Source organism: Niallia sp. (assembly GCF_031978665.1).
Lineage (GTDB): Bacteria > Bacillota > Bacilli > Bacillales > Cytobacillaceae > Niallia.
Window position 1 is genome coordinate 45,347 of sequence record NZ_DALZDK010000004.1, and the last position, 25,352, is coordinate 70,698.

The 25,352-nt window shown below is 35.8% G+C and carries 23 protein-coding genes; 3 read left to right on the plus strand and 20 right to left on the minus strand.

Annotated features, from left to right (window positions below):
- Positions 1-8: 8 nt before the first annotated feature.
- The 6 genes from yqfC to rpsU all read right to left on the minus strand — a co-directional run bounded on the left by yqfC (position 9) and on the right by rpsU (position 4,218).
- Entirely contained in the window at positions 9-293 is a 285-nt protein-coding gene (gene yqfC, locus RTL21_RS03160) for a sporulation protein YqfC (protein ID WP_312093240.1), read from the minus strand.
- Positions 294-528: 235 nt separating this feature from the next.
- Positions 529-975, minus strand: coding sequence for a hypothetical protein (locus RTL21_RS03165; protein ID WP_312093242.1), 447 nt, complete (start codon positions 973-975; stop codon positions 529-531).
- A gap of 26 nt (positions 976-1,001) precedes the next feature.
- Positions 1,002-2,003: a flotillin-like protein FloA gene (floA, locus tag RTL21_RS03170; RefSeq protein WP_312093244.1), complete on the minus strand. Its 1,002-nt coding sequence runs from the start codon at positions 2,001-2,003 to the stop codon at positions 1,002-1,004.
- Positions 2,003-3,343, minus strand: coding sequence for an NfeD family protein (locus tag RTL21_RS03175; RefSeq protein ID WP_312093246.1), 1,341 nt, complete (start codon positions 3,341-3,343; stop codon positions 2,003-2,005). Before RTL21_RS03175 ends, floA begins: the two co-directional genes overlap by 1 nt.
- 240 nt (positions 3,344-3,583) lie before the next feature.
- A complete protein-coding gene (locus tag RTL21_RS03180; RefSeq protein ID WP_312093248.1) occupies positions 3,584-4,027 on the minus strand; it encodes a GatB/YqeY domain-containing protein in 444 nt (147 codons plus the stop codon).
- Positions 4,028-4,044: 17 nt separating this feature from the next.
- Positions 4,045-4,218: a 30S ribosomal protein S21 gene (gene rpsU, locus RTL21_RS03185; protein WP_003152957.1), complete on the minus strand. Its 174-nt coding sequence runs from the start codon at positions 4,216-4,218 to the stop codon at positions 4,045-4,047.
- A gap of 323 nt (positions 4,219-4,541) precedes the next feature.
- Here rpsU and RTL21_RS03190 point away from each other — a divergent pair, with 323 nt between their 5' ends.
- The gene (locus RTL21_RS03190; protein WP_312093250.1) at positions 4,542-5,459 is read left to right on the plus strand and encodes a Na/Pi symporter; all 918 of its coding nucleotides are present in this window, start codon (positions 4,542-4,544) and stop codon (positions 5,457-5,459) included.
- Between the two features lie 77 nt (positions 5,460-5,536).
- Here the strand turns inward: RTL21_RS03190 and RTL21_RS03195 are convergent, their stop codons facing one another.
- Together RTL21_RS03195 and RTL21_RS03200 are read right to left on the minus strand one after the other, a co-directional pair.
- On the minus strand, positions 5,537-7,318 hold the full coding sequence (locus RTL21_RS03195) for an ABC transporter ATP-binding protein (protein ID WP_312093251.1): 1,782 nt from the start codon (positions 7,316-7,318) through the stop codon (positions 5,537-5,539).
- Positions 7,305-9,068: an ABC transporter ATP-binding protein gene (locus RTL21_RS03200; protein ID WP_312093252.1), complete on the minus strand. Its 1,764-nt coding sequence runs from the start codon at positions 9,066-9,068 to the stop codon at positions 7,305-7,307. The genes RTL21_RS03195 and RTL21_RS03200 overlap by 14 nt, the downstream gene beginning before the upstream one ends.
- Positions 9,069-9,535: 467 nt before the next feature.
- Here RTL21_RS03200 and RTL21_RS03205 point away from each other — a divergent pair, with 467 nt between their 5' ends.
- Positions 9,536-10,321: a helix-turn-helix domain-containing protein gene (locus RTL21_RS03205; protein ID WP_312093254.1), complete on the plus strand. Its 786-nt coding sequence runs from the start codon at positions 9,536-9,538 to the stop codon at positions 10,319-10,321.
- 95 nt (positions 10,322-10,416) lie between these two features.
- Here the strand turns inward: RTL21_RS03205 and deoC are convergent, their stop codons facing one another.
- The 12 genes from deoC to gpr form a co-directional block, all read right to left on the minus strand.
- Positions 10,417-11,082: a deoxyribose-phosphate aldolase gene (deoC, locus tag RTL21_RS03210; RefSeq protein ID WP_312093256.1), complete on the minus strand. Its 666-nt coding sequence runs from the start codon at positions 11,080-11,082 to the stop codon at positions 10,417-10,419.
- Between the two features lie 131 nt (positions 11,083-11,213).
- On the minus strand, positions 11,214-12,566 hold the full coding sequence (mtaB, locus tag RTL21_RS03215; RefSeq protein ID WP_312093258.1) for a tRNA (N(6)-L-threonylcarbamoyladenosine(37)-C(2))-methylthiotransferase MtaB: 1,353 nt from the start codon (positions 12,564-12,566) through the stop codon (positions 11,214-11,216).
- 6 nt (positions 12,567-12,572) lie between these two features.
- Entirely contained in the window at positions 12,573-13,316 is a 744-nt protein-coding gene (locus RTL21_RS03220; protein WP_312093260.1) for a 16S rRNA (uracil(1498)-N(3))-methyltransferase, read from the minus strand.
- 118 nt (positions 13,317-13,434) lie between these two features.
- A complete protein-coding gene (gene prmA, locus RTL21_RS03225) occupies positions 13,435-14,382 on the minus strand; it encodes a 50S ribosomal protein L11 methyltransferase (protein ID WP_312093262.1) in 948 nt (315 codons plus the stop codon).
- 230 nt (positions 14,383-14,612) lie between these two features.
- A complete protein-coding gene (gene dnaJ, locus RTL21_RS03230) occupies positions 14,613-15,737 on the minus strand; it encodes a molecular chaperone DnaJ (RefSeq protein ID WP_312093264.1) in 1,125 nt (374 codons plus the stop codon).
- A 195-nt stretch (positions 15,738-15,932) separates the two neighbouring features.
- Positions 15,933-17,762 (minus strand): molecular chaperone DnaK, encoded by a 1,830-nt coding sequence (gene dnaK, locus RTL21_RS03235; RefSeq protein WP_312093266.1) that lies wholly within the window; start codon positions 17,760-17,762, stop codon positions 15,933-15,935.
- Between the two features lie 34 nt (positions 17,763-17,796).
- Entirely contained in the window at positions 17,797-18,402 is a 606-nt protein-coding gene (gene grpE / locus RTL21_RS03240; RefSeq protein WP_312093268.1) for a nucleotide exchange factor GrpE, read from the minus strand.
- Positions 18,403-18,504: 102 nt separating this feature from the next.
- Positions 18,505-19,533 (minus strand): heat-inducible transcriptional repressor HrcA, encoded by a 1,029-nt coding sequence (gene hrcA, locus RTL21_RS03245; RefSeq protein WP_312093270.1) that lies wholly within the window; start codon positions 19,531-19,533, stop codon positions 18,505-18,507.
- Between the two features lie 389 nt (positions 19,534-19,922).
- Positions 19,923-21,065 (minus strand): radical SAM family heme chaperone HemW, encoded by a 1,143-nt coding sequence (gene hemW / locus RTL21_RS03250; RefSeq protein WP_312093272.1) that lies wholly within the window; start codon positions 21,063-21,065, stop codon positions 19,923-19,925.
- Positions 21,066-21,256: 191 nt separating this feature from the next.
- Positions 21,257-23,092 carry a translation elongation factor 4 gene (gene lepA / locus RTL21_RS03255; protein ID WP_312093274.1) on the minus strand — a complete coding sequence of 612 codons (1,836 nt, stop codon included), beginning with the start codon at positions 23,090-23,092 and terminating at the stop codon, positions 21,257-21,259.
- Between the two features lie 102 nt (positions 23,093-23,194).
- A complete protein-coding gene (locus RTL21_RS03260) occupies positions 23,195-23,542 on the minus strand; it encodes a YqxA family protein (RefSeq protein WP_312093276.1) in 348 nt (115 codons plus the stop codon).
- A 183-nt stretch (positions 23,543-23,725) separates the two neighbouring features.
- Positions 23,726-24,847, minus strand: coding sequence for a GPR endopeptidase (gene gpr, locus RTL21_RS03265; RefSeq protein WP_312093278.1), 1,122 nt, complete (start codon positions 24,845-24,847; stop codon positions 23,726-23,728).
- A 206-nt stretch (positions 24,848-25,053) separates the two neighbouring features.
- On the opposite strand from gpr, the gene rpsT reads away from it, so the two are divergent.
- Positions 25,054-25,320, plus strand: coding sequence for a 30S ribosomal protein S20 (rpsT, locus tag RTL21_RS03270; RefSeq protein WP_016202952.1), 267 nt, complete (start codon positions 25,054-25,056; stop codon positions 25,318-25,320).
- Positions 25,321-25,352 lie beyond the last annotated feature (32 nt).

Sequence of the window (25,352 nt, forward strand, 5' to 3'; positions counted from 1 at the left end):
CTCCCGAATCACTCATTTATGTATAAAACTTGATCTATTTTCCCTTCTAATAATATTTCTTCTGGCAAAATCGTTTTAATAACGAATCCTTTTCCTTTAACGAGAAGTTGCCCTTGTTTTAAAAGCAATCGCAGTTCTTTATCTGAAAAGGTGATTAATCCACGGTGGTTCTCTACATAAATATGTATTTGTCCAATCATTGTGATTCTAGGTAAGTCCATCATGACATCTTGAGGAAGTTCTAAGTTTTTGATCATCCAGTTCCGCAAGTTGTGTCCCCACTTTTTAGCCATAAAAAAAGAACCCCCTTTCCTCTCTTTTATGAGATTCTCTAGATAGACGGTACACTTTCTTACACTTACTATCATCATATTCAGGGAGTTTTACATTATGCTAAGAAAAACTCTTATAGCACGCTTTCTAAGGAGTTTTTCTTCTACATTCTGTTCACTAACAAAAAAAGAGTTATCACCAAGCAGTTTATTCTCCACTGGAGAAATAATGCTCGATAATAACTCTTTTTCGTTTTTATTCTAAATTCTTTACTTTGCGCTGTATAGATGCTCTATGCGGATTCCTTGCTCTAGGAGACGCTAACACTTCAGAAAACACTACCGCTTGGATAATATTATCCTTAGTAAAGAATCCGTCCGAATCAGCGTTATCTTCCTTATTAGGGATGGGCACTTGAGCTCCTCTGTTTCTTTGCTGTTCCATCATTTTAATTTTCTTTTGTAAACTTGCATTTTCCCTTTGGAGCCTTTCTAGCTCAGAAAGCGGCTTTTCTGTCTTCTTTTCCACTTTTTTTGGCTTTTCAGGGACTGTCATAACCGGTGATACTCTCTTCACCTCAGGCTTTACAGGCTTAGGTGCTGGCGCTCTCTTTTGCTTTGGTCCCTGTTGTTTTTTACTACTGTCAAATATAGAAGAGAAAAGAAAAGCTACAAGCCCAATAATTATTGGAAGGATTTCCAAATCATAGTTCCCTCCCTTTCTATAGTTTACTCATTATCGTCTTTATTTTTTTGATCATCTGTCAATTTGCCAATAGAGCCTCTCATTTCCGTATCAGCAGTAATGTTTTGCAAATTCATATAATCCATTACGCCAATATTTCCAGAGCGTAATGCATCAGACATAGCCATCGGAACTTCTGCTTCTGCTTCCACAACTTTTGCGCGCATTTCTTGTACTTTTGCTTTCATCTCTTGTTCCTGGGCAACCGCCATCGCTCTGCGCTCTTCTGCTTTTGCTTGTGCAATTTTCTTATCTGCTTCCGCTTGCTCTGTTTGCAATTCTGCGCCAATATTTTTGCCGATATCAACATCCGCAATATCAATCGACAGAATTTCAAAAGCAGTTCCAGCATCCAAGCCCTTTGATAAAACCGTTTGAGAAATCATATCTGGATTTTCTAACACTTTTTTATGATTGTCAGAAGAACCGATTGTAGAAACAATTCCTTCCCCTACTCTGGCTACAATTGTTTCTTCACCAGCTCCCCCTACTAGTCTTTCAATATTTGCACGCACTGTAATTCTTGCTTTCGCTTTAACTTCGATACCATCCATCGCTACACCAGCGATAAAAGGCGTTTCAATTACTTTAGGATTAACACTCATTTGAACTGCTTCTAAAACATCACGCCCTGCTAAGTCAATAGCTGCACATCTTTCAAATGTAAGCTCAATATTCGCACGGTGAGCAGCGATTAAAGCATTAACAACCCTATCGACATTACCACCTGCAAGATAATGACTTTCTAATTGATTAATTGTTACATTTAACCCAGCTTTATGTGCTTTAATTAGCGGATTTACTACACGGCTTGGTATTACTCTTCTTAATCTCATTCCAATTAACGTGAAAATGCTAATTCTTACGCCTGCTGCTAAAGCCGAGATCCATAGCATAACTGGTACAAAGGTTAATAGTACCCCTAATAAAATAATTGCCAATACAACTACGATAATCCAAAAAATTTCAAATCCTCCTACTAACATTACTCATCCTCCTTCTGTATATCTATTGTTAGTATTTCCCTAACAACAATTCTCGAGCCTTCTGCTTTTACTACTTTCACTTTCTTTTCTTTATCAATAAAATTACCTTCACTCACTACATCAATTCTTTCGTCATCCACAACGACTACACCTGCAGGACGTAGTGCAGTTAGCGTTATGCCTGTTTTTCCGACTAAATCGTTCCGATTTTGATTGGAAACATATCCACTTTCTGTGTTAGTTGAATCGGTTAATATTATTTTTCTAAAGAATTTCATTTTTCTACCAAACACCTTTACTAATAAGATAGATGCAATAACAGAAACTCCCATTGCGATTAAAAGGCTTATTCCAATCACCGCAATATCTCCACTTGCAAGAAACATACTTGCAATCACAGCAACAATCCCTATCGCCCCAGCTATTCCTCCAAGTATAAAGAATTCTAGTATAATCAAGAGAATTCCTATTACAAAGAGAATGAGACTTTCATATCCAGCAAGCCCTGCAACTAGGTGACCATAGAAAAACAATAACAAAGCAGATAATCCCGCAATCCCTGGCAACCCAAATCCAGGTGAATATAATTCAATTATTAAGCCTAGACTGCCAATCGACAATAAAATAGGAATAATAATAGGATTTGTCACAAACCTTGCAACTTTATCTGCAAAGCTTTCATCTACCCTTTCTACCTTCGCATTCTGTAAACCAAGTTCATCAAGCACGTCATCTAAACTATGGACTGTACCATTTGAATAGTTCACCTCTTCTGCTTCTGTTGAAGTTAAGGTTAAAAATGTTCCTGCTTCCTTGATTCCTGGGATGGATATAGATTTATCAGCCATCGCCATTGCATACATTGGATCTCTTCCTGTCTTCTCTGCTGCACCCTTCATTGCAGATATCCAGTAAGATTGAGCTTTTTCATCTGCTGCATTTCCTTGTCCATCAATCACTCCAGATGATCCTATCCTGCTTCCCTCCACCATATAGATCTCATCGGTATTTAACGCAATATAGGAGCCTGCTGAAATAGCATCTTGATTAATATAGGTGACCGTTTTAAGATCAGTTTCAGAAATTCTTTTTCCTATTTCAATCGCAGCAGAAACATCGCCACCAGGTGTATTCATATCAAAAATAATTGCACTAGCCTGATTTTCTTCAGCTTCTGTAATTGCTCGATCTACAAACTCACTCAACCCCTTTTCTACAGTGTTTTTTATCGGCACAACATAAACGATTTCATCATTATTCGCATAGATAATACTAGGTATAATCGATAGAAAAAAGATAAATAGAAGAGGAAGCAACAATCGTTTCTTATGTCTTCTCAAATTCTCCCTCCTTTCCAAATTCTAAAGTATTTACATGCTATGCCTATGTATACGGTTTACTTTTAAAAAAGTTTCATTTTATTTTAATTTTTTAAGAGGCTATCCTCCTCATATGTTTTTAGAGTACAGGATAAAACAGCCCATCTATTAAAATGGCTAAACACATCAAGAAACCCCTTTCAATACATGTATGTAAAAAGGCCGCAGACAATATCCGCAGCCTTTAAAACATAAACTTATTTATGAAAGGTGTTGTTGTACAAGTTTATTTACTAGTGAACCATCTGCTTTTCCTTTAACCTTAGGCATTAAAGCAGCCATCACTTTTCCCATTTCTTTCTTTGAAGTAGCACCAGATTCTGTGATTGCTTGTTTCACAATTTCTGCTAACTCCTCTTCCGAAAGTTGTTCAGGCATATATATTTCAACATGTTTTAACTCCGCACGTACTTTGTCAACAAGATCTTCACGACCTGCTTTTTCAAACTCATGGAGGGAGTCTTTGCGTTGTTTTACTTCGCGAGAAAGGACAGATAACTCGTCTTCTTCAGAAAGATCTCTACCAAGCTTAATGCTCTCATTCTGAATGGCAGCCTTAATCATTCGAATTACAACTAGTTTATCTTTTTCTTTGTTTTTCATCGCTTGCTTCATATCATTGTTTAAACGTTCGAGAAGACTCAATTTTGCTACACCCTCTCTTAGAACTTACGTTTTCTTGCTGCTTCTGATTTTTTCTTACGTTTCACACTAGGTTTCTCGTAGAATTCGCGCTTTCTAGCTTCCTGCAAAGTACCAGTTTTTGATACTGAACGTTTGAAGCGACGAAGAGCATCTTCAAGCGATTCGTTTTTACGAACGACGGTTTTAGACATTCTCTTTCCCTCCCTCCGAACACAACACACTAACATCAACATGGTTTCCATGTACCTTGACATTATAATATATCAAAGTAACAAGGTCAACCGTATTTGACCTAGTTAGACAAATTGTTTTAAAAAAAACGTAAAAAAAGGGGTTTTTTATATAAAAATCAGCACTCTTCCTCCTCCAATCCTTCCTCGCTCTTTCATTTTTCCCTCACTTTCTTATTTTAAACACCGTGAAAAACTACTAATTCTACTATTATTTATTTGATGACAAAAGACATGTCCTCCTCTATTACTTCATATAGTTTTTATAGAGGAGGAAGCATATAATGATTTATCTTTTACTATTTATCGTACTTATCCTTTTATTTATTTATGGGATGACCCTTTTACGGACAGGTTTATTTAATTTATCTTCCCAATCGCTGAAAGGTTTACTTTCAAAATTAACAGATAAGCCTTGGAAGGGATTAATTATTTCAATTTTAATTACAGCACTTCTTCAAAGCAGTGCTGCAGTAATGGTCTTAACAATTGGACTGATTTCCGCAAGGGTTTTAACCTTTCCCCAATCCATCGGCATTATTTTAGGAACGAATATTGGCACTACCTTTACAACTGAATTCATTACTTTCGACATTAATGATTATATACTCCCGCTTGCTATCATCGGCGTTCTATTTATGATTATTAATAAATACCAATTAAGAAGTATTGGCTTCATTTTATTTGGTATTTCTATTGTCTTTACAACAATGAGAGGATTTAAATATTTTGCTGGAATGATTGAACACCAGACCTCCTTGCATGCTTTTTTCCTTCAACTAGCAGATCGACCTATCGTAGCGCTTCTAGTCGGAATCATTATTACCGCATTAATTCAATCAAGCACTGCTACCATTGGAATTATTATGGGTTTTTTAGAAGTAGGATTGCTGCCTGTAGAAATTGCTATAGCAATTATGCTAGGCTCTAATATCGGAACATGCATTACATCTTATTTAGCTTCGATAGGTACAGAAAAAAGCGCGAAGCTTTGTGCATATGCCCATATTTGGCTAAATATCGGAGGAGTTATTCTGTTCTATCCTTTCATCGATCAATTAGCAGCTATTGTTAAAAATATGACTACTGATATCGATGTTCAGCTTGCCCATGCAAGCCTTTTATTTAATGTCCTCTCTTCCCTGCTAGTGCTTCCCTTTGCTGAACGTTTTGGCAAATTTATTGTGCGAATACACAGCTAAAGAGTTGCTTACACCCTTAATATGAGATAAAAAGACTGCAGACAAACAAGTGAAACATTGTTTGTCTGCAGTTTTTTTTACATAACCTTTAATAAATCATATTGTGATTGATATAAATGATAGTATAGTCCTTTTTTGGCCATTAACTCGTCATGTGTACCTTTTTCCACAATTCTTCCACCATCTACATAGAATATTTGACTACTATTTTTAATGGTCGACAGGCGATGGGCAATGATAAAAGAAGTCCGCCCCCTTAACAATTCGGTTATCCCTTCTTGAAGGAGCTCCTCTGTTTTTGTATCAATACTACTAGTAGCTTCATCTAAAATTAGTATTTTAGGATTCGCTAAGAGTGCCCGTGCAAAGGATATTAATTGTCTTTGTCCTGCAGATAACGTACTGCCTCGCTCTTCGACAACTGTATGATATCCGTCCTTTAAATCTTTAATAAAGTCATGGGCTCTGACAATTTTAGCTGCTGCGATTATTTCTTCCTCTGTCGCATCCAGTTTCCCATAGCGAATATTATCTAGGATTGTTCCTGAAAATACAAATGTATCTTGAAGCATTACCCCCATTTGGGAACGTAGTGATTTTAGCGTTACATCTCGCACATCAATACCATCTATTTTAACGCTTCCTTCATTGACATCATAAAACCTACTAAGTAAATTGATGATGGTTGACTTTCCTGCACCAGTTGGGCCTACCAAAGCAATACTTTCTCCAGTATTTATATGGAAACTGACATCGTTAAGGATGTTTTTCCCTTCCTCATAGCGGAAGGAGACACGGTCAAATGTTACGTTTCCTTTGATGGTTGGCATTTGTATCGCATTAGGATTATCTTTAATATCTGGTTCCACATCCAGTGTTTCAAAAATCCGCTCCAAATAGGCAGTTGCCGTAATAAGTGCATTATAGAAGTTCCCCATATTTATGACAGGATTCCAGAAATTATTAACATATCCTATAAACGCAACAAGCGTCCCTGTACTAACATCTACTCCAATCTGACGAATACCTACGAAGTAAATTAAACTTGTCGTTAAGACAGAAATATTTTGCACTCCTGGCCATAATAAAAACTGGACTGTAACAGCTTTCATCCAAGAAGTTCGAGTTTCGTTACTCACTTCATCAAAAATCTCAAAATTCTCATCTTCCCTTGCAAATGATTGGGTAATTTTTATCCCTGAAATACTTTCATGAATATATGCATTAAGATTGGATTGCTTATTACTTAACACTTGATACGCTTTCCTTTGCATATTTTTAATAACCCATACTAATATCCCTAAAATAGGTAGTAGCGCTAAACTATATAATGTTAATTTTGCGTCAATTGCCAACATAAAAATTAAAGTAATGATGACACTGATAATGTCAGAAATAAGATTAATTAATCCATTGCTCAATAAATCACTCAAAGTATTGATGTAGTTTACTACCCTTATTAAGATTTTCCCATGTGGACGATTATCAAAATAGGAAAAAGGAAGCTTCTGTAAATGCTGAAATATATCTAAGCGCATATCCTTTAAAATATTTTGACCAATTTTTGTAATCCATTGAATACGATAGCGCATACAGATTCCAATTACGACAAGGGATAACAAAAACAAAATACTAATCCCAATTAATAGGGGAATATTTTTTTCTGGTATTATTTCATCAATGGCTATTTTCGTAAAAAACGGACCAAGCATCCCTGCCACATTGGCAGTTAGGATGATTAGCAATGTAATAAACAATGCCTTTTTATACGGTTTAATATAAGCACCGATTCTTTTGTAATGGCTCCAGTTAAATTCGGTTTCTAATTCTTCATCTACATTAAATTTATTGCGGGCCAATGGTTGCTCCCCCTTCTTCCTGCTCTACTAATCCTAACTGCCTTTTGTAAACATCATAGTACATCCCTTTTTTCGCAACAAGCTCCGGATGTGTTCCCTGTTCTTTTACTTCTCCTTTGTCGAGTACTAATATGAAATCTGCATCTCTAACAGAGGAAATACGGTGTGCAATTATGAATGTTGTTTTATTTTGAGTTAACTGATTTAATTCCTTTTGTATTTTACTTTCTGTTTCCATGTCTACCGCGGATGTTGTATCATCTAAAATCAAGATGGATGGATCCTTTGCTAATGCTCTGGCTAAAGAAATCCTTTGCTTTTGTCCACCTGATAATCCAACACCACGCTCTCCAACAATGGTATTGTAGCCCTCAGGCATTCTGGCAATAAAATTATGAGCATCAGCTATAGCGGCAACGCGCTGAACCTGTTCCATATTCAAATATGGATTTCCAAATGAAATATTTTCTTCAATTGTATTTGAAAACAAGAAGATATCTTGCATAACCATAGATATCTGATCACGAAGCTTCCGCACTGGCCATTCTTTTGCATTTACATGATCAATTAATACTTCTCCATCTGTCGGATCATAGAATCTTGCAATTAAGTTAACTAATGTAGATTTACCTGAACCTGTTTCCCCTAATATTCCCACCGTTTGACCAGGTCGTACAGTAAAGGACACATTTTTTAAAATCAGCGTTTCTGGATCATCAGAAAACGAAAAGGAAACATTTTTAAATGTTACATATCCAGAGATTTTCTTTCCTTGCTTTCTTTCTTCTACGATGATTTGCGGTTCGGTATTTAGTAAGTTTCTTATTTTTACACAAGAGGCGTTAAAACGCTGTACATCGTTTATCAGCCAGCCGCTCATGCGCATTGGCATATTTAATAGCCACATAAAGCCGTTAAAGGCAACTAAATCACCAATCGACATACTCCCTTGAATTACAAATAAACCGCCTAGTAACAAGGTAATTACAGCTAATAAGCCTGCAAATCCATCTAGCCATGGTAAATACTTTTTCGAAACATTCGCAGAATCCAGATTTCGTTTCCGATAATCGTTATTAAAATGATTAAACTTTTCAATTTCGTATTCTTCTCGAGAAAACGCTTTAACAACTCGGTTTCCACTTATATTTTCTTCTACCATCGAGTTAAGTCTTGAAAAACTTTCTCGAATTTCTAAAAATACAGGATGTGCTGATCTGGACATTTTTTGTGTAAAGATAAAAATTATTGGCGTGACTGCCACAAGTGCTAAAGTTAATTTCCAATCGATATTCATCATTACAATAATTGCCACTGTAAACCAAATTACGCATTCAGCAATATTGTAGGTAACCCATGATACAAAATGGCGGATGGCGTCCATATCGCCTGTCATTCTCGCCATAATATCTCCTACTCTGTTATGATTGAAAAAGTCAAAATCAAGTTCTTGCAATTTCTTATACATATCTTGCCTAATAACAAATTGAGCGTCTTGACCAACACGTTCATATAACATTTGGTATATATAACGTGTAACGGTTCTGATAAGTGTTGCTCCTATCATTGCTAACAGGATTGGAACTAGGAGCTGGACTCGATTATTCTCAATGACTTCATCAATCAATCTTCCACTTAAAATAGGAATAATCACTACAAAAAAGGAATTTGCTAATAAAATCAATGTTGCACTAATTATTCTTTTCTTGTTCTTCTTTACATAACTCCAAATCCATTGATAATTATTCAATAGGAATCTACACTCTTTCTTTTTTAATTTGTTTTACTTCAAAAAAGATATTTCTTCTTGTATATAAATATACTTATAAAATAAAAAACACTACGTAAAATCAATAATATCTCTTAAAATAAATATAGGGGTATATAAAAAGTCTAAATTCGCACTCACCTTTTCATCGCTCCTATCTTTTAGGCGTTGGTCTAATCAGTTGTTTTGTAACCGCTTTTTCTTCCCTGTCATTAGTCACCCTTTCTGTTGTGAATTAGCCATTATTACAAAACAACCAAAAAACATTTGCCATTTTATTGTCTTGCTTAACCCTTACAAGCAATCTCTTTTGATACAACTTGTAAATAATAAGAAAAGGAGAATTTCCATTTCTTATCACAGATTAATTTTAGTCATCACTGTTTGACGTAACTAGTACTTAAATTGTATAATTATGGACAAAATTTGACTTGAAAGGAGTATATTGAATGTTATACTATCAATCAAATTATTTTGGACAAAATGGAGATTTTGATCGTATTTCAGCATTCAATCCTACTAATCTTCCGCATTTCCACCGCAGTATGGAGCTGGTAATGGTCGATGAAGGGACACTGGAGCTTAATATACAAAATAAAACATATACTCTTCACGCTGGAGAAAACGCTCTCATTCTTTCGAATCAAATACATAGTTTTCAAAGCAATCAGAAAAACCATTCATGGATTTATGTCTTTTCTCCTGAATTGGTCAATCAATTTTATCAACTTAGTAAAAACAAAGACTTAATCCATCCAATATTCCAGTTACAGCCCTCTATAACTGAAATGATAAAAGATATCTTAATTAATAAGAAAAGCACGATGATCGCCAAAAAAGGAGTACTTTATTTGATTTGCGCCGAATTGTTAAATCAAACATCTTTTAAAGAGGAAACAAGAAGAGATGATTATTTATTACATGATTTATTGAGCTATATCCAAAATCATTTTACTGAGGAACTATCATTAAAGGATTTATCTCAAAAATTCGGTTATGATTATTCCTATCTTTCAAGATTTTTCACAAAAATACTGAAAGTGCCATTTGTGGATTTTTTAAATGGTCATCGAGTAACCTTAGCCTCACAATTATTAAAAACAACGGATAGCAAGATTACGGAAATTGCCGATATGGTAGGATACCGAAACATTCGTAGCTTTAATCGTAATTTCGAAAAAATCATGAACACAACCCCTAGTAATTATCGGAAAATTTATATGGAAAGTTATTAATGATACTTACTTTGTAAGAAAGAGGATGAAGCAATAAAAAAAATCCTTAGAGAAAACGAAAAATCGCATTCTCTAAGGATTTTTTAAAAGTAATATTAATAGTCACTAGTACTCGTTAAGCCATTTACAATTGCAACACCAGAGCTTGCTCCAATTCTAGTTGCTCCTGCAGTAATCATTTTCTCCGTATCTTCGCTGCTGCGTACCCCTCCAGAAGCTTTCACACCTATAGTTGGTCCGACCGTTTTCCTCATTAATGCAATGTCTTCCACTGTTGCTCCACCTGTAGAGAAACCAGTAGATGTTTTTACAAAATCTGTTCCTGCTTCTACTGCTAATTTACAAGCAATCTCTTTTTCTTCATTTGTTAACAAACTTGTTTCAATAATAACTTTTGTTAATGCTTTGCCTTTTGCAGCATCAACTACAGCTTTTATGTCTTCTTTTACTAAATCATAATTTTTATCCTTTAATGCCCCAATATTAATAACCATATCTACTTCTGTAGCACCATTTTTTATTGCATCTTCTGTTTCAAATGCTTTCGTAGCAGAAGTAGTTGCACCTAAAGGGAAACCGATCACTGTACATACCTTAACTTCTGATCCATTAAGCAATTCACTTGCAGTTTTCACCCAAGTTGGATTAACACATACGGAAGCAAACGTATACTCCTTAGCTTCCTCACAAAGTGTAACAATTTGTTCTTTCGTTGCATCTGCTTTCAATAAAGTGTGATCAATCATTTTAGCAATGTTCATTATGATTCTCCTTTGATATATGTACTTTATAAAATTTATGGTCAAGCTCTTCGGACTAATTAGTACTAAGAGCTTGAACAACTTACGTAAAATCAAAATATTAATAAGGGATAAATGTTTAATTCGATAACTTAAGAAACAATTGCAGCTTGATCTTCTAGTTCCTCTAAAACACGGACAAATTGTCCTTCATTCACAGGATAACCAGCCTTTGTAATTTTTACTTTAACAATTTTTCCAATCATTTCTTCTGTAGCAGGGAAAACAACTTTTAGATAGTTATCTGTATATCCAACATATAGCTTTCCATTGCCATCCTCTTTGTAGACTTCCTCTGGAATAACTTCTACTACTTCCCCTTCATAGTTAGACGCATATTCTTTTGCAAGCTGATCAGAAAGAGAAATCAAACGATGTACGCGTTCATTCTTGACTTCTTCGTCAATCTGGTTGTCCATTCGCGCGGCAGGAGTTCCTGTTCTCTTCGAATATGGGAACACATGTAGCTCAGAAAATTTATGGTTTTTTATAAAATTATATGTTTCCATAAACTCTTCTTCCGTCTCACCTGGGAAACCAACAATAACATCAGAGGTGATTGCTAATCCTGGTAGTGCTTCTTTTAGCCTTGTGATTCTTTCAGCAAAGAATTCCATTGTATATTTTCTTCTCATTCTCTTTAGAACAGTGTCAGAGCCAGATTGAATAGGGATATGAAGATGGTTTACAATTATTGTTGATTTATCCAATACTTCGATTACTTCATCTGTTATTTGACTAGCTTCGATAGAAGAAATACGAAGACGCTTCAAGCCCTTTACTTGAGCTTCCAAGTCGCGAAGCAAGTTTGCTAGGTTATAATCCTTCATATCTGATCCATACCCACCTGTATGAATTCCAGTTAAGACAATTTCTTTATAGCCAGCATCAACTAATTGTTGTGCTTGTTTAATAACTTCTTCAGGGTCTCTAGAACGCATTAATCCTCTTGCCCATGGAATAATACAGAATGTACAAAAATTATTACAGCCTTCTTGAATTTTTAAAGAAGCTCTCGTTCTATCTGTAAACGAAGGTACATCCAATTCTTCATAAACACGATTTTTCATAATATTTCCAACTGCATTAATCGGCTGTCTTTCTTGTTTATACTGTGCAATGTATTCAAGCATTTTCACACGGTCCTGTGTACCGACCACAATGTCGACTCCAGGGATAGCCATTATTTCTGCTGGAGAAGTTTGTGCATAGCACCCTGTGACACAAATAACGGCATCAGGGTTTTTTCGCACGGCACGACGAATAACTTGTCGACTCTTCTTATCGCCTGTATTTGTAACTGTACATGTGTTAATAACATATACATCAGACATATTTTCAAATTCTACACGTTCATAGCCCTGTTGTTTAAACAACTGCCAGATCGCTTCCGTTTCATAATGGTTTACTTTACATCCTAATGTGTGAAAAGCAACTGTTGGCATTTTTAATCACTCCATCAATTCAAAATGATAAGATACAGCAGACAATAAATATAAAGGTGCAGTCTCTGTTCTTAGTATTCTTGGACCAAGTCCGCATGGTACAAAACCATGCTCTTTTAATAACATTACCTCTGACTCATTTAGACCACCTTCTGGCCCAAATACCGCCATAATAGATTGTCCCTTTGTCATCGACTGTAAGTTTTTCGCTAACATAGACGATTCGCCATGTTTTGCTTCTTCCTCATATGCTACTAACTTTATGTCATAGCCTTCTGAAAGTTTGATTAATTCTTTTATATTAATCGGGGTACTAACTTCTGGTATCATCGTTCGATGGGATTGTTCAGCTGCTTCTTTCGCAATTTTATTCCAGCGAACAAGCTTCTTCCCACCTTTTTTTTCATCCCATTTAACGACGGAGCGAGCTGCTATAAAAGGGATAAACTTATAAGCACCTAATTCTGTTCCTTTTTGAATAATCCATTCTAGCTTATCCCCTTTTGGCATTCCGCTCACGATGGAAACAGAAACAGGAAGCTCTATTTCTCCTTCTAACCATTGTACCACTTTTGCTGTGACTTCGTTTTCGGAAATATTTGCTATTGTACACCGTGCTACCTGCTGATTGTTATTTACACAGTAGATCTCATCCCCGATATCCATCCGCATCACACGAACAATATGATGATAATCGTCTTCTTGGATAAAAAATATATCTTCTTCATTTTTAGCAAAATAACGCTGCAATCGAATACCTACTTTCCTTTAACCAATAGATAAGGAAGAATCGCAAGACGAAACTTCCCTTTTTCAATAGTATATACGCTTACTCCTACAGCTTTAAACCGTTAAAAGATAGATAGTGCTACTCATTTGTTCTTTTTTGGGCAGTAATACTTACCCAATCTTCCATTTGAACTGTTTCAATTATTTCTAGGCCCGATGCAATAATAGCATCCTTTACTTCTTCTTTCTTCTGTAGAATAATCCCAGAAGCAATAAAGTAACCATCTTTATTTAGCAATCGATATACATCATCTGTAAATCGCACAATAACTTCTGCCAAAATATTAGCCACAATCACGTCTGCCTGTTCATTTACACCACTCAATAAATTATTTTGACGGACTGTTGTTGTTTCATGAACCTTGTTCAATTTAATATTAAGCTTTGCAGAACGTACCGCAACCTCATCCAAATCTAAGGCAAGTACAGATTTAGCTCCTAACATTGCTGCTGCAATGCTCAATACACCAGAACCTGTACCAACATCAATAACCATATCCTCTTTTTTAACTATTCTTTCCAAAGCTTGGATACATAATACAGTTGTTGGATGTGTTCCTGTACCGAAAGCCATCCCTGGATCTAATTCAATAATTAATTCATCCGTATGGACAGGCGTATAGTTCTCCCATGTTGGTACAATTGTAAATTTCTCAGATATTTTGACCGGATGATAATATTTTTTCCATGCAGTAGCCCATTCTTCTTCATTCACTTCCATAATGGAAACTTTATTTAAACCAATATCAATATTAAATAGTACTAGATTATTAATATTTTCTTTAATAGCTTCCACGGTTTCTCCAAGAAAGCTATTAATTGGTAAATACGCTTTAACTAATACACCTTCTTCTGGATAATCATCAGGATTAAGTTGGTAGATTTCGCCGAATTGGTCTTCTCTTTCCTTTATTAATTCAAAGGGATCTTCAATAACTACCCCACTAGCACCTGCTTCATGCAAAATATTTGAAATAGGTTCAATCGCTTCATTTGTCGTATGAATCGTGATTTCTGACCATTTCATTTCTACCAACTCCTTTTTGATTATGGCTGTTTTAGTAATACTTTTACTATTTAACCAGCAGACTTAAATACACTTTACTTTCCATAAGGCAAAACTTTTAGTATCCTCAGGCTTTATAAACTGGTGTTCTCCTGTCTCACTAATCCCTGGAGTTTCTCCATGTATTTTAGTCTGCTCCGTATTTCTTAAATCTTTTTTACCATAAAAACATTTTACAAATGTAGCTTTGATTATTCCCCTTTAAATGCTTTTTTTACTTTAGAGAAAAAGCTCTCTTCTTCTTCTCCTTGAGGGGAAACTCCAGTTACTTCAGCAAATTCTTGCAATAGTTGCTTTTGCTTCTCAGATAACTTTGTTGGCGTAATTAGGCGCACGATTACATGCTGGTCACCTTGACCATATCCACGAACGTTCGGAATCCCTTTGCCTTTAAGTCGGAATTTCGTTCCAGTTTGTGTCCCTGCAGGTACTTTTAGCTTTACTTTTCCATGAATGGTTGGTACTTCCACTTCATCCCCAAGTGCAGCTTGAACAAAAGTGATTGGCATTTCACAATATACATCCTCGCCGTCACGCTCGAAAAATTCATGTCTTCTTATATGGAACACAACATATAAATCTCCTGCTGGTCCACCGTTTATGCCAGGTTCCCCTTGGCCAGATACTCTTAATTGTTGACCGTCATCAATACCTGCTGGAATTTTAACACTGATTTTGCGGCGTTTTTTCACTTTCCCTGTTCCACCACAAGTTGAACATTTGTGCTTAATCTCTTTACCAGTTCCATTACAGTAATTACATGTTCTTCGATTCACAATTCGACCGAATGGTGTATTCTGCTCGACATTCAATTGTCCTGTACCGCTACAGTGTTTACATGTAACTGGCTTTGTACCAGGCTTTGCACCTGTCCCATTACATGTTTCACAATTTTCTTCTCTCGGTATTTCAATTTCGGTTTCTTTGCCAAACGCTGCTTCTTCAAACGATAGAGTCATCGTATACTGTAAATCAGCGCCTTGACGCGGTGCATTTGGATCTCTTCTTCTTGAACCTCCACCACCAAAGAAAGTGCTGAAAATATCTTCGAAACCACCAAAGCCGCCGAAGTCTCCGCCTCCACCGAAGCCTTGATTAGGATCTGTATGACCAAACTGATCATAATGAGCTCTTTTTTGATCATCACTCAGTACTTCATATGCTTCTTTTACTTCTTTAAACTTTTCATCTGCATCTGCATCCTTATTAATATCTGGATGATACTTTTTTGAAAGCTTTCGATATGCCTTTTTTATTTCATCCTTAGAAGCCCCTTTACTGACTCCTAGGACTTCATAGTAATCTCGTTTATCCATAATTGATTACCACTCCCCGATTCTTTTCACATAGATGCTATTGTATCATTTTGCTTTTCCAAAGTACAATAGTTTATTCCTATCTTTCTTAACTATCGATTAAAAACACAAAAAAATTTGCCTTACTAAAAGAAAAGTCAAAGTCAAGATAACCTGACTTTGACTTTTCACTAACAATATATTGCTTTTATACAATTATTTATCGTCTTTTACTTCTTCAAACTCTGCATCTACTACGTTGTCATCTTTACCAGATGCTCCGCCGTCTGCGCCTTGTGCTGCTTGCGCTGCTTGCGCAGCCTCTTCATACAATTTCATCGAAAGGTTTTGAACGATTTCTTGAAGAGCATCTTTTTTCGCACGAATTTCTTCTAATTCGTTTTTCTCAATAGCTGCTTTTAAAGCGTCTTTCGCTTCGTTTGCTTTCGCAACTTCGCTTTCGTCCACTTTACCTTCTAAATCTTTAAGCGTTTTTTCAGTAGTGAAAACTAATTGATCTGCTTCATTGCGTAGTTCTACTTCTTCTTTACGCTTTTTATCTGCTTCTGCATTCTCTTCTGCTTCTCTTACCATTTTGTCGATTTCTTCATCTGATAAGCCTGTAGAAGATTTAATTGTAATAGTTTGTTCTTTGTTTGTGCCAAGATCCTTCGCACGAACATTTACAATACCATTTTTATCGATATCAAATGATACTTCGATTTGCGGAATTCCACGTGGTGCTGGTGGAATATCAGCTAATTGGAAACGGCCTAATGTTTTATTATCTGCAGCCATTGGACGCTCCCCTTGAAGCACATGAATATCAACAGCTGTTTGACTATCAGCAGCAGTTGAGAATACTTGAGATTTAGATGTAGGAATTGTTGTATTACGATCGATTAACTTCGTAAATACTCCACCCATTGTTTCGATACCTAATGAAAGTGGTGTTACGTCTAGAAGTACAACGTCTTTTACATCACCTGTAATTACGCCACCTTGGATAGCTGCACCCATTGCAACTACTTCATCAGGGTTTACGCCTTTATGAGGTTCTTGACCGATTTCCTTTTTGATTGCTTCTTGAACAGCAGGGATACGAGTTGATCCACCTACTAAGATAACTTTGTCGATTTCGGAAGCGCTAAGATTAGCATCTTTAAGTGCTTGACGAGTTGGTCCCATTGTACGCTCTACTAAGTTTGCAGAAATCTCTTCAAATTTAGCACGAGATAACGTTACTTCTAAATGAAGTGGTCCAGCTTCTCCAGCTGTGATAAATGGTAAAGAGATTTGTGTAGAAGCTACACCAGAAAGATCTTTTTTCGCTTTCTCTGCTGCGTCTTTTAGACGTTGTAAAGCCATTTTATCTTTGCTTAAATCAATGCCATTTTCTTTTTTGAATTGTTCAACTAAATAATCGATAATAACTTGGTCAAAGTCATCCCCACCTAGACGGTTGTCACCAGCAGTAGATTTTACTTCAAATACACCGTCACCAAGTTCTAGGATAGATACGTCGAAAGTACCTCCACCAAGGTCATAAACTAAAATTGTTTGATCTTCGTCTGTTTTATCAAGACCATAAGCTAATGCAGCAGCTGTTGGTTCGTTTATAATACGTTCCACTTCTAAACCAGCAATTTTACCAGCATCTTTAGTTGCTTGACGTTCTGCATCATTAAAGTAAGCAGGCACAGTAATAACAGCTTTTGTAACTTTTTCTCCAAGATACTCTTCTGCATACCCTTTTAAGTATTGAAGAATAATAGCAGAAACTTCTTGTGGAGAATAGTTTTTGCCTTCTACTTCTACTTTATAATCAGTACCCATATGACGTTTAATAGACATAATAGTATTTGGGTTTGTGATAGATTGACGTTTTGCAACTTCCCCTACTTGACGTTCTCCATTTTTGAATGCTACAACAGATGGAGATGTTCTGTTACCCTCTGGATTTGGGATAACTTTTGGTTCTCCACCTTCAAGTACAGCAACACAAGAGTTTGTTGTACCTAAATCAATTCCAATAATTTTACTCATGGAAATTTCCCTCCTATTTTTTAGTATGTAACGCTTATTGACTTACTTTAACCATTGCAGGTCTAATCACTCTATCTTTTAGCTTATACCCTTTTTGAAACTCTTCTACCACGATATTAGATTCCGTTCCTTCTACTTCCTCTTGCATAACTGCTTGATGAAGATGTGGATCAAATTCTGTTCCAACCGCTTCGATAGCTTCTACACCCTCTTTTTTAAGAGCCTCAAGCATTCCACGATAAACCATTTCTACACCAGTGTATAAACTTTGTGTTTGTTCATCTACTGCCTCAATTTTTAATGCTCTTTCCAAATTATCGATGCTTGGTAATAAGTCTAATACAAGACTTTGTGCTCTATATGTTTGAGCCGCTTCCATATCAAGCCTTGATCTGCGACGTGAATTATCAAAATCAGCCTGCAGGCGAAGATAGCGATTAGATTCTTCTTCTAATTTCGCTTCTAACGCAGCAATTTTTTCATTAGCTTCCTTCAATTCTTCTTCAACTGCATTTCCCTCATTGGAAGGAGTTGCTTCTGCCTCTTCAAATACTGCTTCAACTGTTTCTTCTACATTGATATCTTCTTGCGCTGCTTGTTGTTCCATCTCAGCACTATTCGTTGTTTTTTCTTCTGCCAACTTGTTCACCTCCCTTAAAGGAATCATTTAAATGAAAGCCACCAATCCTTTATGGCACTTATTTAAATTCATTTTTCTACACTTTTAAATATTCCACAGAAGTTATTTTTGATACAAATTAGTGAGTACTTTTGTAAGGTCATTCGATAAAATATTTAATAGGCTTATGACCCTTGAATATTCCATTCTTGTTGGTCCAAGAATAGCGATTGACCCAATTTGCTCACTGCCAATACTATAAGAAGCAGAGATAATACTACAGTTTTCCATTGCGATATTATTATTTTCTCTTCCAATTTTAATGCTTATATCAGAAGAATTATTGCGAATGAGTTCTGGAATACCATCTTCTTTTTCAATCATATTCAACAAGTTTCTTATTTTTGTAATATCATGAAACTCAGGTTGACTCAAAATATTTGTTTTTCCGCCAAAAAATAATTTTTCATGCGTTTCAATTTTCACCGTTTCGGAAAGTGAATTGATAAAATACTCATAATTGCTAATATGTTGTTTCAATAAAGAAGCAACTTCTTTATAGATCTTGTTATGAAGCTTATCAATCGGGACCCCCGTTAATCGTTCATTCAAGATATTAACCAACTTCTCGATTTCCTCTGCATGAACGGAATCAGGCAAATGGAACATTCTGTTTTCGACATGCCCTGAGTCTGTCACTATAATTGCAATTGCCGTGTGGTTATTTAAAGGGACTATTTGAATCTTTTTCAATTTATTTTCCTTTACGGCAGGCCCAAGGACAATAGTAGTATAATTTGTTAAATCAGACAATATTTTAGCAGATTTTTGCACAATATTTTCTAATTCATATATTTTCTCTGCAAACAGTGAGTTAATTCTCGATATTTCTGAACGCTTTAATTTCTGTGGTGATAAAAGATGATCAACATAAAAACGATAACCCTTTTCTGAAGGAACTCGACCAGAAGAAGAGTGTGTTTTTTCTATAAACCCAGATTCCTCTAAATCTGCCATTTCATTACGAATGGTGGCGGAGCTAAACGTGATATTTTCTTTCTTCGATAAACTCCTAGAACCTACTGGTTGTGCTGTTGAAATAAAATCATCAATAATCACCTGTAATATTAATAATTGACGATCAGTTAACACATTAATCACCTCTGTTAGCACTCTTTACAAGCGAGTGCTAAATCTATATATAAAGTAGCAAAAACAAAGGGTCTGTGTCAATAATTTGCTCCTTATTTCTGCAAGAAATTTTTCCCTTCACGTATACTTCTTACCAATATTGACACTCCGTTTCTTTTGAAGACTGTTACATAATGTTAGTTATTTATTAAGCAGCCAAGCTGAAATTCACTTTGCTATCATTTTGGCTAGTCATAGGCATGCTCCGGCATCTAATGGGTGCTCCCCTTTTCGCTTTTCCCTTTAAAGCCTATGTGTATTCTGCCTGTTTAGCATTTCATAAAATTCCCAAATTAAAATATGACACCCTTTAGAAAAAAGCCTAAATTATATAGGCTCCTTTGCCAAAGCTATTCAAGGACACCAATAAAGGATTGAAACACTTCATTCCCCAAAAATCTACCCTTTTCGGTTAACTTCAAATAATCACTTTGTATTTCGATAAGCTCTCTACTTACTAACCCCTTTATTTCTTTATTAAAAAGCTGTAAGAGATTTTTTTTATATTTTTCTTCAAATAATGATAAATTCACCCCTTTATTTTTTCTTAATCCAAGGAATAATTCCTCTTCCATTTGTTCTATTTCTGTAACCTTATGTTCCTGCAAAATCGGCAACTCACCTTGTTCTAATGGCTGCATGTATTTTTTTAAAGGGCCATGATTAGAGTAGCGGTTCCCTGTGACGTAGCCATGGGAGCCAGCACCGAACCCAAAATATTCTTCATTATTCCAATAGGTTAAATTATGTCTACTTTCAAATCCAGGCTTTGCAAAATTACTGATCTCATATTGCTGAAATCCATGGCGCCCCATTTCTTCCAATAATACCCCATACATGCTTGCTTCCACATCTTCACCAGGTGTAGGTAGTTTCCCCTTTCTCATCAAGTTATAAAAAACTGTCTTCGGCTCTATAATGAGAGAATAGCCTGAATAATGCTGGATATCTAATGTAAATGCCGTCTTTAATGTCTCTTGAAAATCTTCCAATGTTTGTCCTGGCAAACTATAAATTAAGTCCACACTTATATTGTTAAAACCAATCTTTTTCGCTGATTCAATCGACGAAAACACATCTTCCGCCTTATGTGTTCTACCAATCCTTTGTAATAGTTCATTATTAAAGGATTGAACACCGAAGCTTAGACGATTGACTCCACCTTCATAAAGTGCTTTTAATTTATCTTCTGTTAAATCACCTGGATTCGCTTCAAAGGTATATTCTATCCCAGGATGATGCTGAAGTTCTGTATTAATGATTCCACATAGTCTTTCTAATTGCGAAGCAGATAAGCTTGTTGGTGTTCCTCCCCCAACAAAAATGGTAGAAAGCTGCTGCTTCCCATATTTTTCAATGGTTAACTTTATTTCTATCTCCAACGAATCTAAGTATTCATCTACCGGCTGTCCTTTTAAAAATACTTTATTAAAATCACAGTAGTGACAAATATGCTCACAAAATGGAATATGGATATATGCTGCTTGTATCAATTTTTCACAACCTTTAAATTAGTCAACTCTATTGCTAACAGGTTATTTACGCTCCTGTTTCAATGGTAAAATAAGAAAAGAGGTTGATGCTAATTTAGCACCTACCCCCTTTACTTATAGCAGTCAATGATGTGATTAGCAAGTTTCATGCATTATACTCATCTCATGCTCTCTTATCTCATTAAACACATTTATTTTTTGGGATTGCTATCATCCATACGCAATACAGCCATAAATGCTTCTTGTGGTACTTCAACGGATCCAACTTGCTTCATTCGTTTTTTCCCTTCTTTTTGCTTTTCAAGCAATTTACGCTTACGAGAAATGTCTCCGCCATAACATTTAGCCAATACGTTTTTACGCATCGCTTTGATGGTAGAGCGAGCAACAATCTTTTGACCAATTGCAGCTTGAATTGGCACTTCAAACTGCTGACGAGGAATAAGCTCTTTCAATTTCTCAACAATTACTTTTCCTCTTTCGTAAGCAAAATCCTTATGCACAATAAAACTAAGTGCATCTACTTGTTCTGCATTCAATAAAATATCCATTTTTACAAGTGTAGAAGTTTTATATCCAATCAGCTCATAATCAAATGATGCATATCCTCTTGTGTTTGATTTCAATTGATCAAAGAAATCATAAACGATTTCAGATAATGGAATTTCATACGTAATTTTGACGCGAGTTTCATCCATATATTGCATATCGATGAATACGCCTCTTTTTTGTTGACACAATTCCATAATTGCACCGACATATTCATTTGGAGCCATCATCGTCGCCTTAACATATGGTTCCTCAATTCGGTCGATTTTTTGAGGATCTGGCATTGCAGATGGATTATCTACCTTGATTTCTGATCCATCTGTCAAAATAACATCGTAAATAACACTTGGAGCAGTAGTGATCAAGTCAATTTTAAATTCACGTTCAATCCGCTCTTGAATAATCTCCATATGAAGAAGACCAAGGAAACCACAACGGAAACCAAAACCTAATGCTTGTGATGTTTCCGGCTCAAATTGCAACGCGGAGTCATTCAGTTCTAATTTTTCCAACGCTTCGCGCAAATCATTGAATTTTGCACTATCTATTGGATATAGACCACAATAAACCATTGGATTTAGCTTACGGTATCCAGGTAATGCTTCTGTTGCACCATTCTTTGCATTTGTAATAGTGTCCCCAACGCGAGTATCACCAACATTTTTAATTGCCGCTGTTAAGAAACCTACATCTCCAACAGATAAGTGATCTGTTGGAGTAGCTTTCGGTGTAAATACTCCCACCTCAATAACTTCAAATTCTTTGCCTGTTGCCATCATTTTAATTTTGTCACCAGGTTTTACCGTTCCATCAACAACACGGATATACGTCACAACCCCACGATATGCATCATATAAGCTGTCAAAAATAAGTGCTTTTAATGGTGCTTCAGGATCTCCCTCTGGAGCAGGGACTTTCTCTACTACTTGTTCAAGTATTTCTTCAATTCCTATCCCAGCTTTAGCAGAAGCTAGTACAGCCTCAGAAGCATCCAGCCCAATTACCTCTTCAATTTCATTTCTAACTCTTTCAGGATCTGCACTTGGAAGGTCGATTTTATTAATAACAGGAACAATTTCCAAATCATTGTCAATAGCTAAATAAACATTGGCTAATGTTTGTGCTTCAATTCCTTGTGCAGCATCAACTACTAGTACAGCTCCTTCACACGCAGCCAAACTACGTGATACTTCATATGTAAAATCCACGTGACCTGGTGTGTCAATTAGATGAAGGGTATAAATTTCTCCATCCTTCGCTTTATACTTTAACTGGACTGAGTTTAGTTTAATTGTAATTCCTCGTTCTCTTTCTAAATCCATAGAATCTAATAGCTGATCTTTCATCTCACGTGCAGTGAGTGCATTTGTTCTTTCTAAAATTCTATCAGCTAACGTTGATTTACCATGATCTATATGTGCAATAATAGAAAAATTCCTAATTTTTGATTGTCTTTTAAGCATTTCTTCTCTGTTCATTTAGTTCACTCCTACAATAATCGCGCATGTACACTATTTTTGATTATAGCAGTGTGAAGAATAAGATTCAACGAAAAGTAAAATGAATTACTAAACAGTCTTCTATTTTTCTTTTTCTTCAATTATATCTTCAACTAGACTCACGCCTTTTTCTGCCAAGGAAGAAACCGTATCTGCTACCCCTTTACCGATACTGGACAATAAATTAAATGCTCTCATTTCTTCTAATTGCTGTTTCTTTTGATTCAAATCATGGCTTGTGACATTTTGTCCAAGAATGGAAGCTTCTACATTTCCATCCTCATTTTTAACGGATACGGCACTTTGTAACCCCTGATCTTCGTATCCCTTCATTTTATGAATTCCGCTATTTGCTTGCTGCATTCCAAATAATACACATATAAACATTAACATAACGATTCCTACAGCACCTAAAGTATATAGTTTCAACTTGATCAAGCCCCTTTAATCTAATTATCAAGTCTGCAATTCCCTTACTTATCCCCTATTAACGTGAAGCAAGAACTTCACTTTTTGAAGCTTCCTATTCACTAATTAAAGTAATACTTTCCTAGCAACTCTATTAAAATTATATGAAAGTACTAGGAAAGATAGAACCACTTTTCTAGTATTTTAATGAGTATTATATCCAACATTTTCTTGATTAATTGCTGAATGGAGGGCAGCATTCAAGCCGTTAGCAAGCAAGTTAGCCATATCTTCAATAAAAACATCTACTTCTTTTGGAGTTACCATTAAATTATGACCGATTGGTGATAACACCTCATAAATTAGCTTTCTTTTTTCCTCTTCAGGCAATGTTCCAATAATTCCAAGAAAAGTCTTCCGATGGTGTTCTTCCGGTAAATCCTCATCTGTCAGTTTCCGCTTTTCTCCAAAGGTTAGGCCTGCTGGTGCTAATGCTCTCGACGGCTTATCTCCCTCTCTGAGCTCTTTTCCGAAATGTTTTAAAATATAATCTATCGTATCGCTAGTGATTGATACAGCGTCCACTACAGTTGGAACTCCAATTGCAATCACTGGTCTTCCTAATGTTTCTTTGCTTAGTTCTTTCCGTTTATTTCCTACCCCAGATCCTGGATGGATTCCTGTATCTGAAACTTGGATAGTAGAGTTTACACGATCTATTGAGCGAGAGGCAAGTGCATCAATTACAATAACAAAATCAGGATTCGTTTTTTCTACTACTCCTTTAATTATGTCGCTCGTTTCTATTCCTGTAAGGCCCATTACTCCTGGTGCTAAGCTTGATACAGGGCGATACCCTTCTTCCACACTTTCTGGCTGTAATTCATATAAATGTCTCGTTACAAGTATATTTTCGCAAACCTGGGGTCCTAATGCATCTGGCGTAACATTCCAGTTCCCTAACCCAACTACTAAACAAGAAGCATCCTCTCTTATATTGCTCTGCTTTAAAAACTGTGAAAACTCTTTTGCAAATAATTGCTCTACTTTCTCTTGCAATTTAGTATCCTGCTGTCTTATTCCTAATACTTCTATTGTTAAATATTTCCCTTGCTTCTTCCCTATCATTTCTTCGCCCTTTTCCGTAACTTCCACATAGGACATTTTAATGCCATTTTCTTCTTTTTCCTTGATAATCACACCATCAAGCTGTGATTGGTCTTGTTCATTTTGAACAAGACTTTGATTATGTAAAGCTAAATCCTTCGCCTCAATAGCTAAGTCAGTTCGTATAGAATACATCCTTAAATCTAGTTTTTCCTCCATCGTTATCCCCTTCCAATCGAATTAATATAAACGTATTATTAGCATTGCCTTTCTATCGAAAAAAATTCATATTGTCCAAATTAGCAGGAAGTCTTGCATTATTAGTCCTCGTTTGATAAAATATCACTTGTTCTTTAAGTTTTTTAGGAATGTATATATCGAGTTTATATATGAACTTGATGCTTCTTTTTAGGAGGTGAACGTAAATGCCAAATATTAAATCTGCTATTAAACGTGTAAAAACTAGTGAAGCTCGTAACGCTCAAAACACTACAGTTAAATCTGCAATGCGTACTGCTGTTAAAAAGACTGAAGCTGCTATTGCTCTTAATGATACAACTGCTGCAAATGAAAGCTTTGTAGAAGCTGCTAGTAAATTAGACAAAGCTGCTGCAAAAGGTCTTATTCATAAAAATGCTGCTGCTCGTAAAAAATCTCGTTTAGCGAAAAGAAAAAATGCTTTAAACGCATAATGAGTAAAAAAAAGACTATCGAATAGATAGTC

What these genes read in the sequence shown, in the direction of transcription:
- yqfC (WP_312093240.1), bottom strand. Translation starts at nt 293, where the DNA reads ATGGCTAAAAAGTGGGGACACAACTTGCGGAACTGGATGATCAAAAAC.
- floA (WP_312093244.1), bottom strand. Translation starts at nt 2,003, where the DNA reads ATGTTAGTAGGAGGATTTGAAATTTTTTGGATTATCGTAGTTGTATTG.
- rpsU (WP_003152957.1), bottom strand. Translation starts at nt 4,218, where the DNA reads ATGTCTAAAACCGTCGTTCGTAAAAACGAATCGCTTGAAGATGCTCTT.
- RTL21_RS03190 (WP_312093250.1), top strand. Translation starts at nt 4,542, where the DNA reads ATGATTTATCTTTTACTATTTATCGTACTTATCCTTTTATTTATTTAT.
- RTL21_RS03205 (WP_312093254.1), top strand. Translation starts at nt 9,536, where the DNA reads ATGTTATACTATCAATCAAATTATTTTGGACAAAATGGAGATTTTGAT.
- deoC (WP_312093256.1), bottom strand. Translation starts at nt 11,082, where the DNA reads ATGAACATTGCTAAAATGATTGATCACACTTTATTGAAAGCAGATGCA.
- mtaB (WP_312093258.1), bottom strand. Translation starts at nt 12,566, where the DNA reads ATGCCAACAGTTGCTTTTCACACATTAGGATGTAAAGTAAACCATTAT.
- prmA (WP_312093262.1), bottom strand. Translation starts at nt 14,382, where the DNA reads ATGAAATGGTCAGAAATCACGATTCATACGACAAATGAAGCGATTGAA.
- dnaJ (WP_312093264.1), bottom strand. Translation starts at nt 15,737, where the DNA reads ATGGATAAACGAGATTACTATGAAGTCCTAGGAGTCAGTAAAGGGGCT.
- dnaK (WP_312093266.1), bottom strand. Translation starts at nt 17,762, where the DNA reads ATGAGTAAAATTATTGGAATTGATTTAGGTACAACAAACTCTTGTGTT.
- lepA (WP_312093274.1), bottom strand. Translation starts at nt 23,092, where the DNA reads ATGAACAGAGAAGAAATGCTTAAAAGACAATCAAAAATTAGGAATTTT.
- gpr (WP_312093278.1), bottom strand. Translation starts at nt 24,847, where the DNA reads ATGGAGGAAAAACTAGATTTAAGGATGTATTCTATACGAACTGACTTA.
- rpsT (WP_016202952.1), top strand. Translation starts at nt 25,054, where the DNA reads ATGCCAAATATTAAATCTGCTATTAAACGTGTAAAAACTAGTGAAGCT.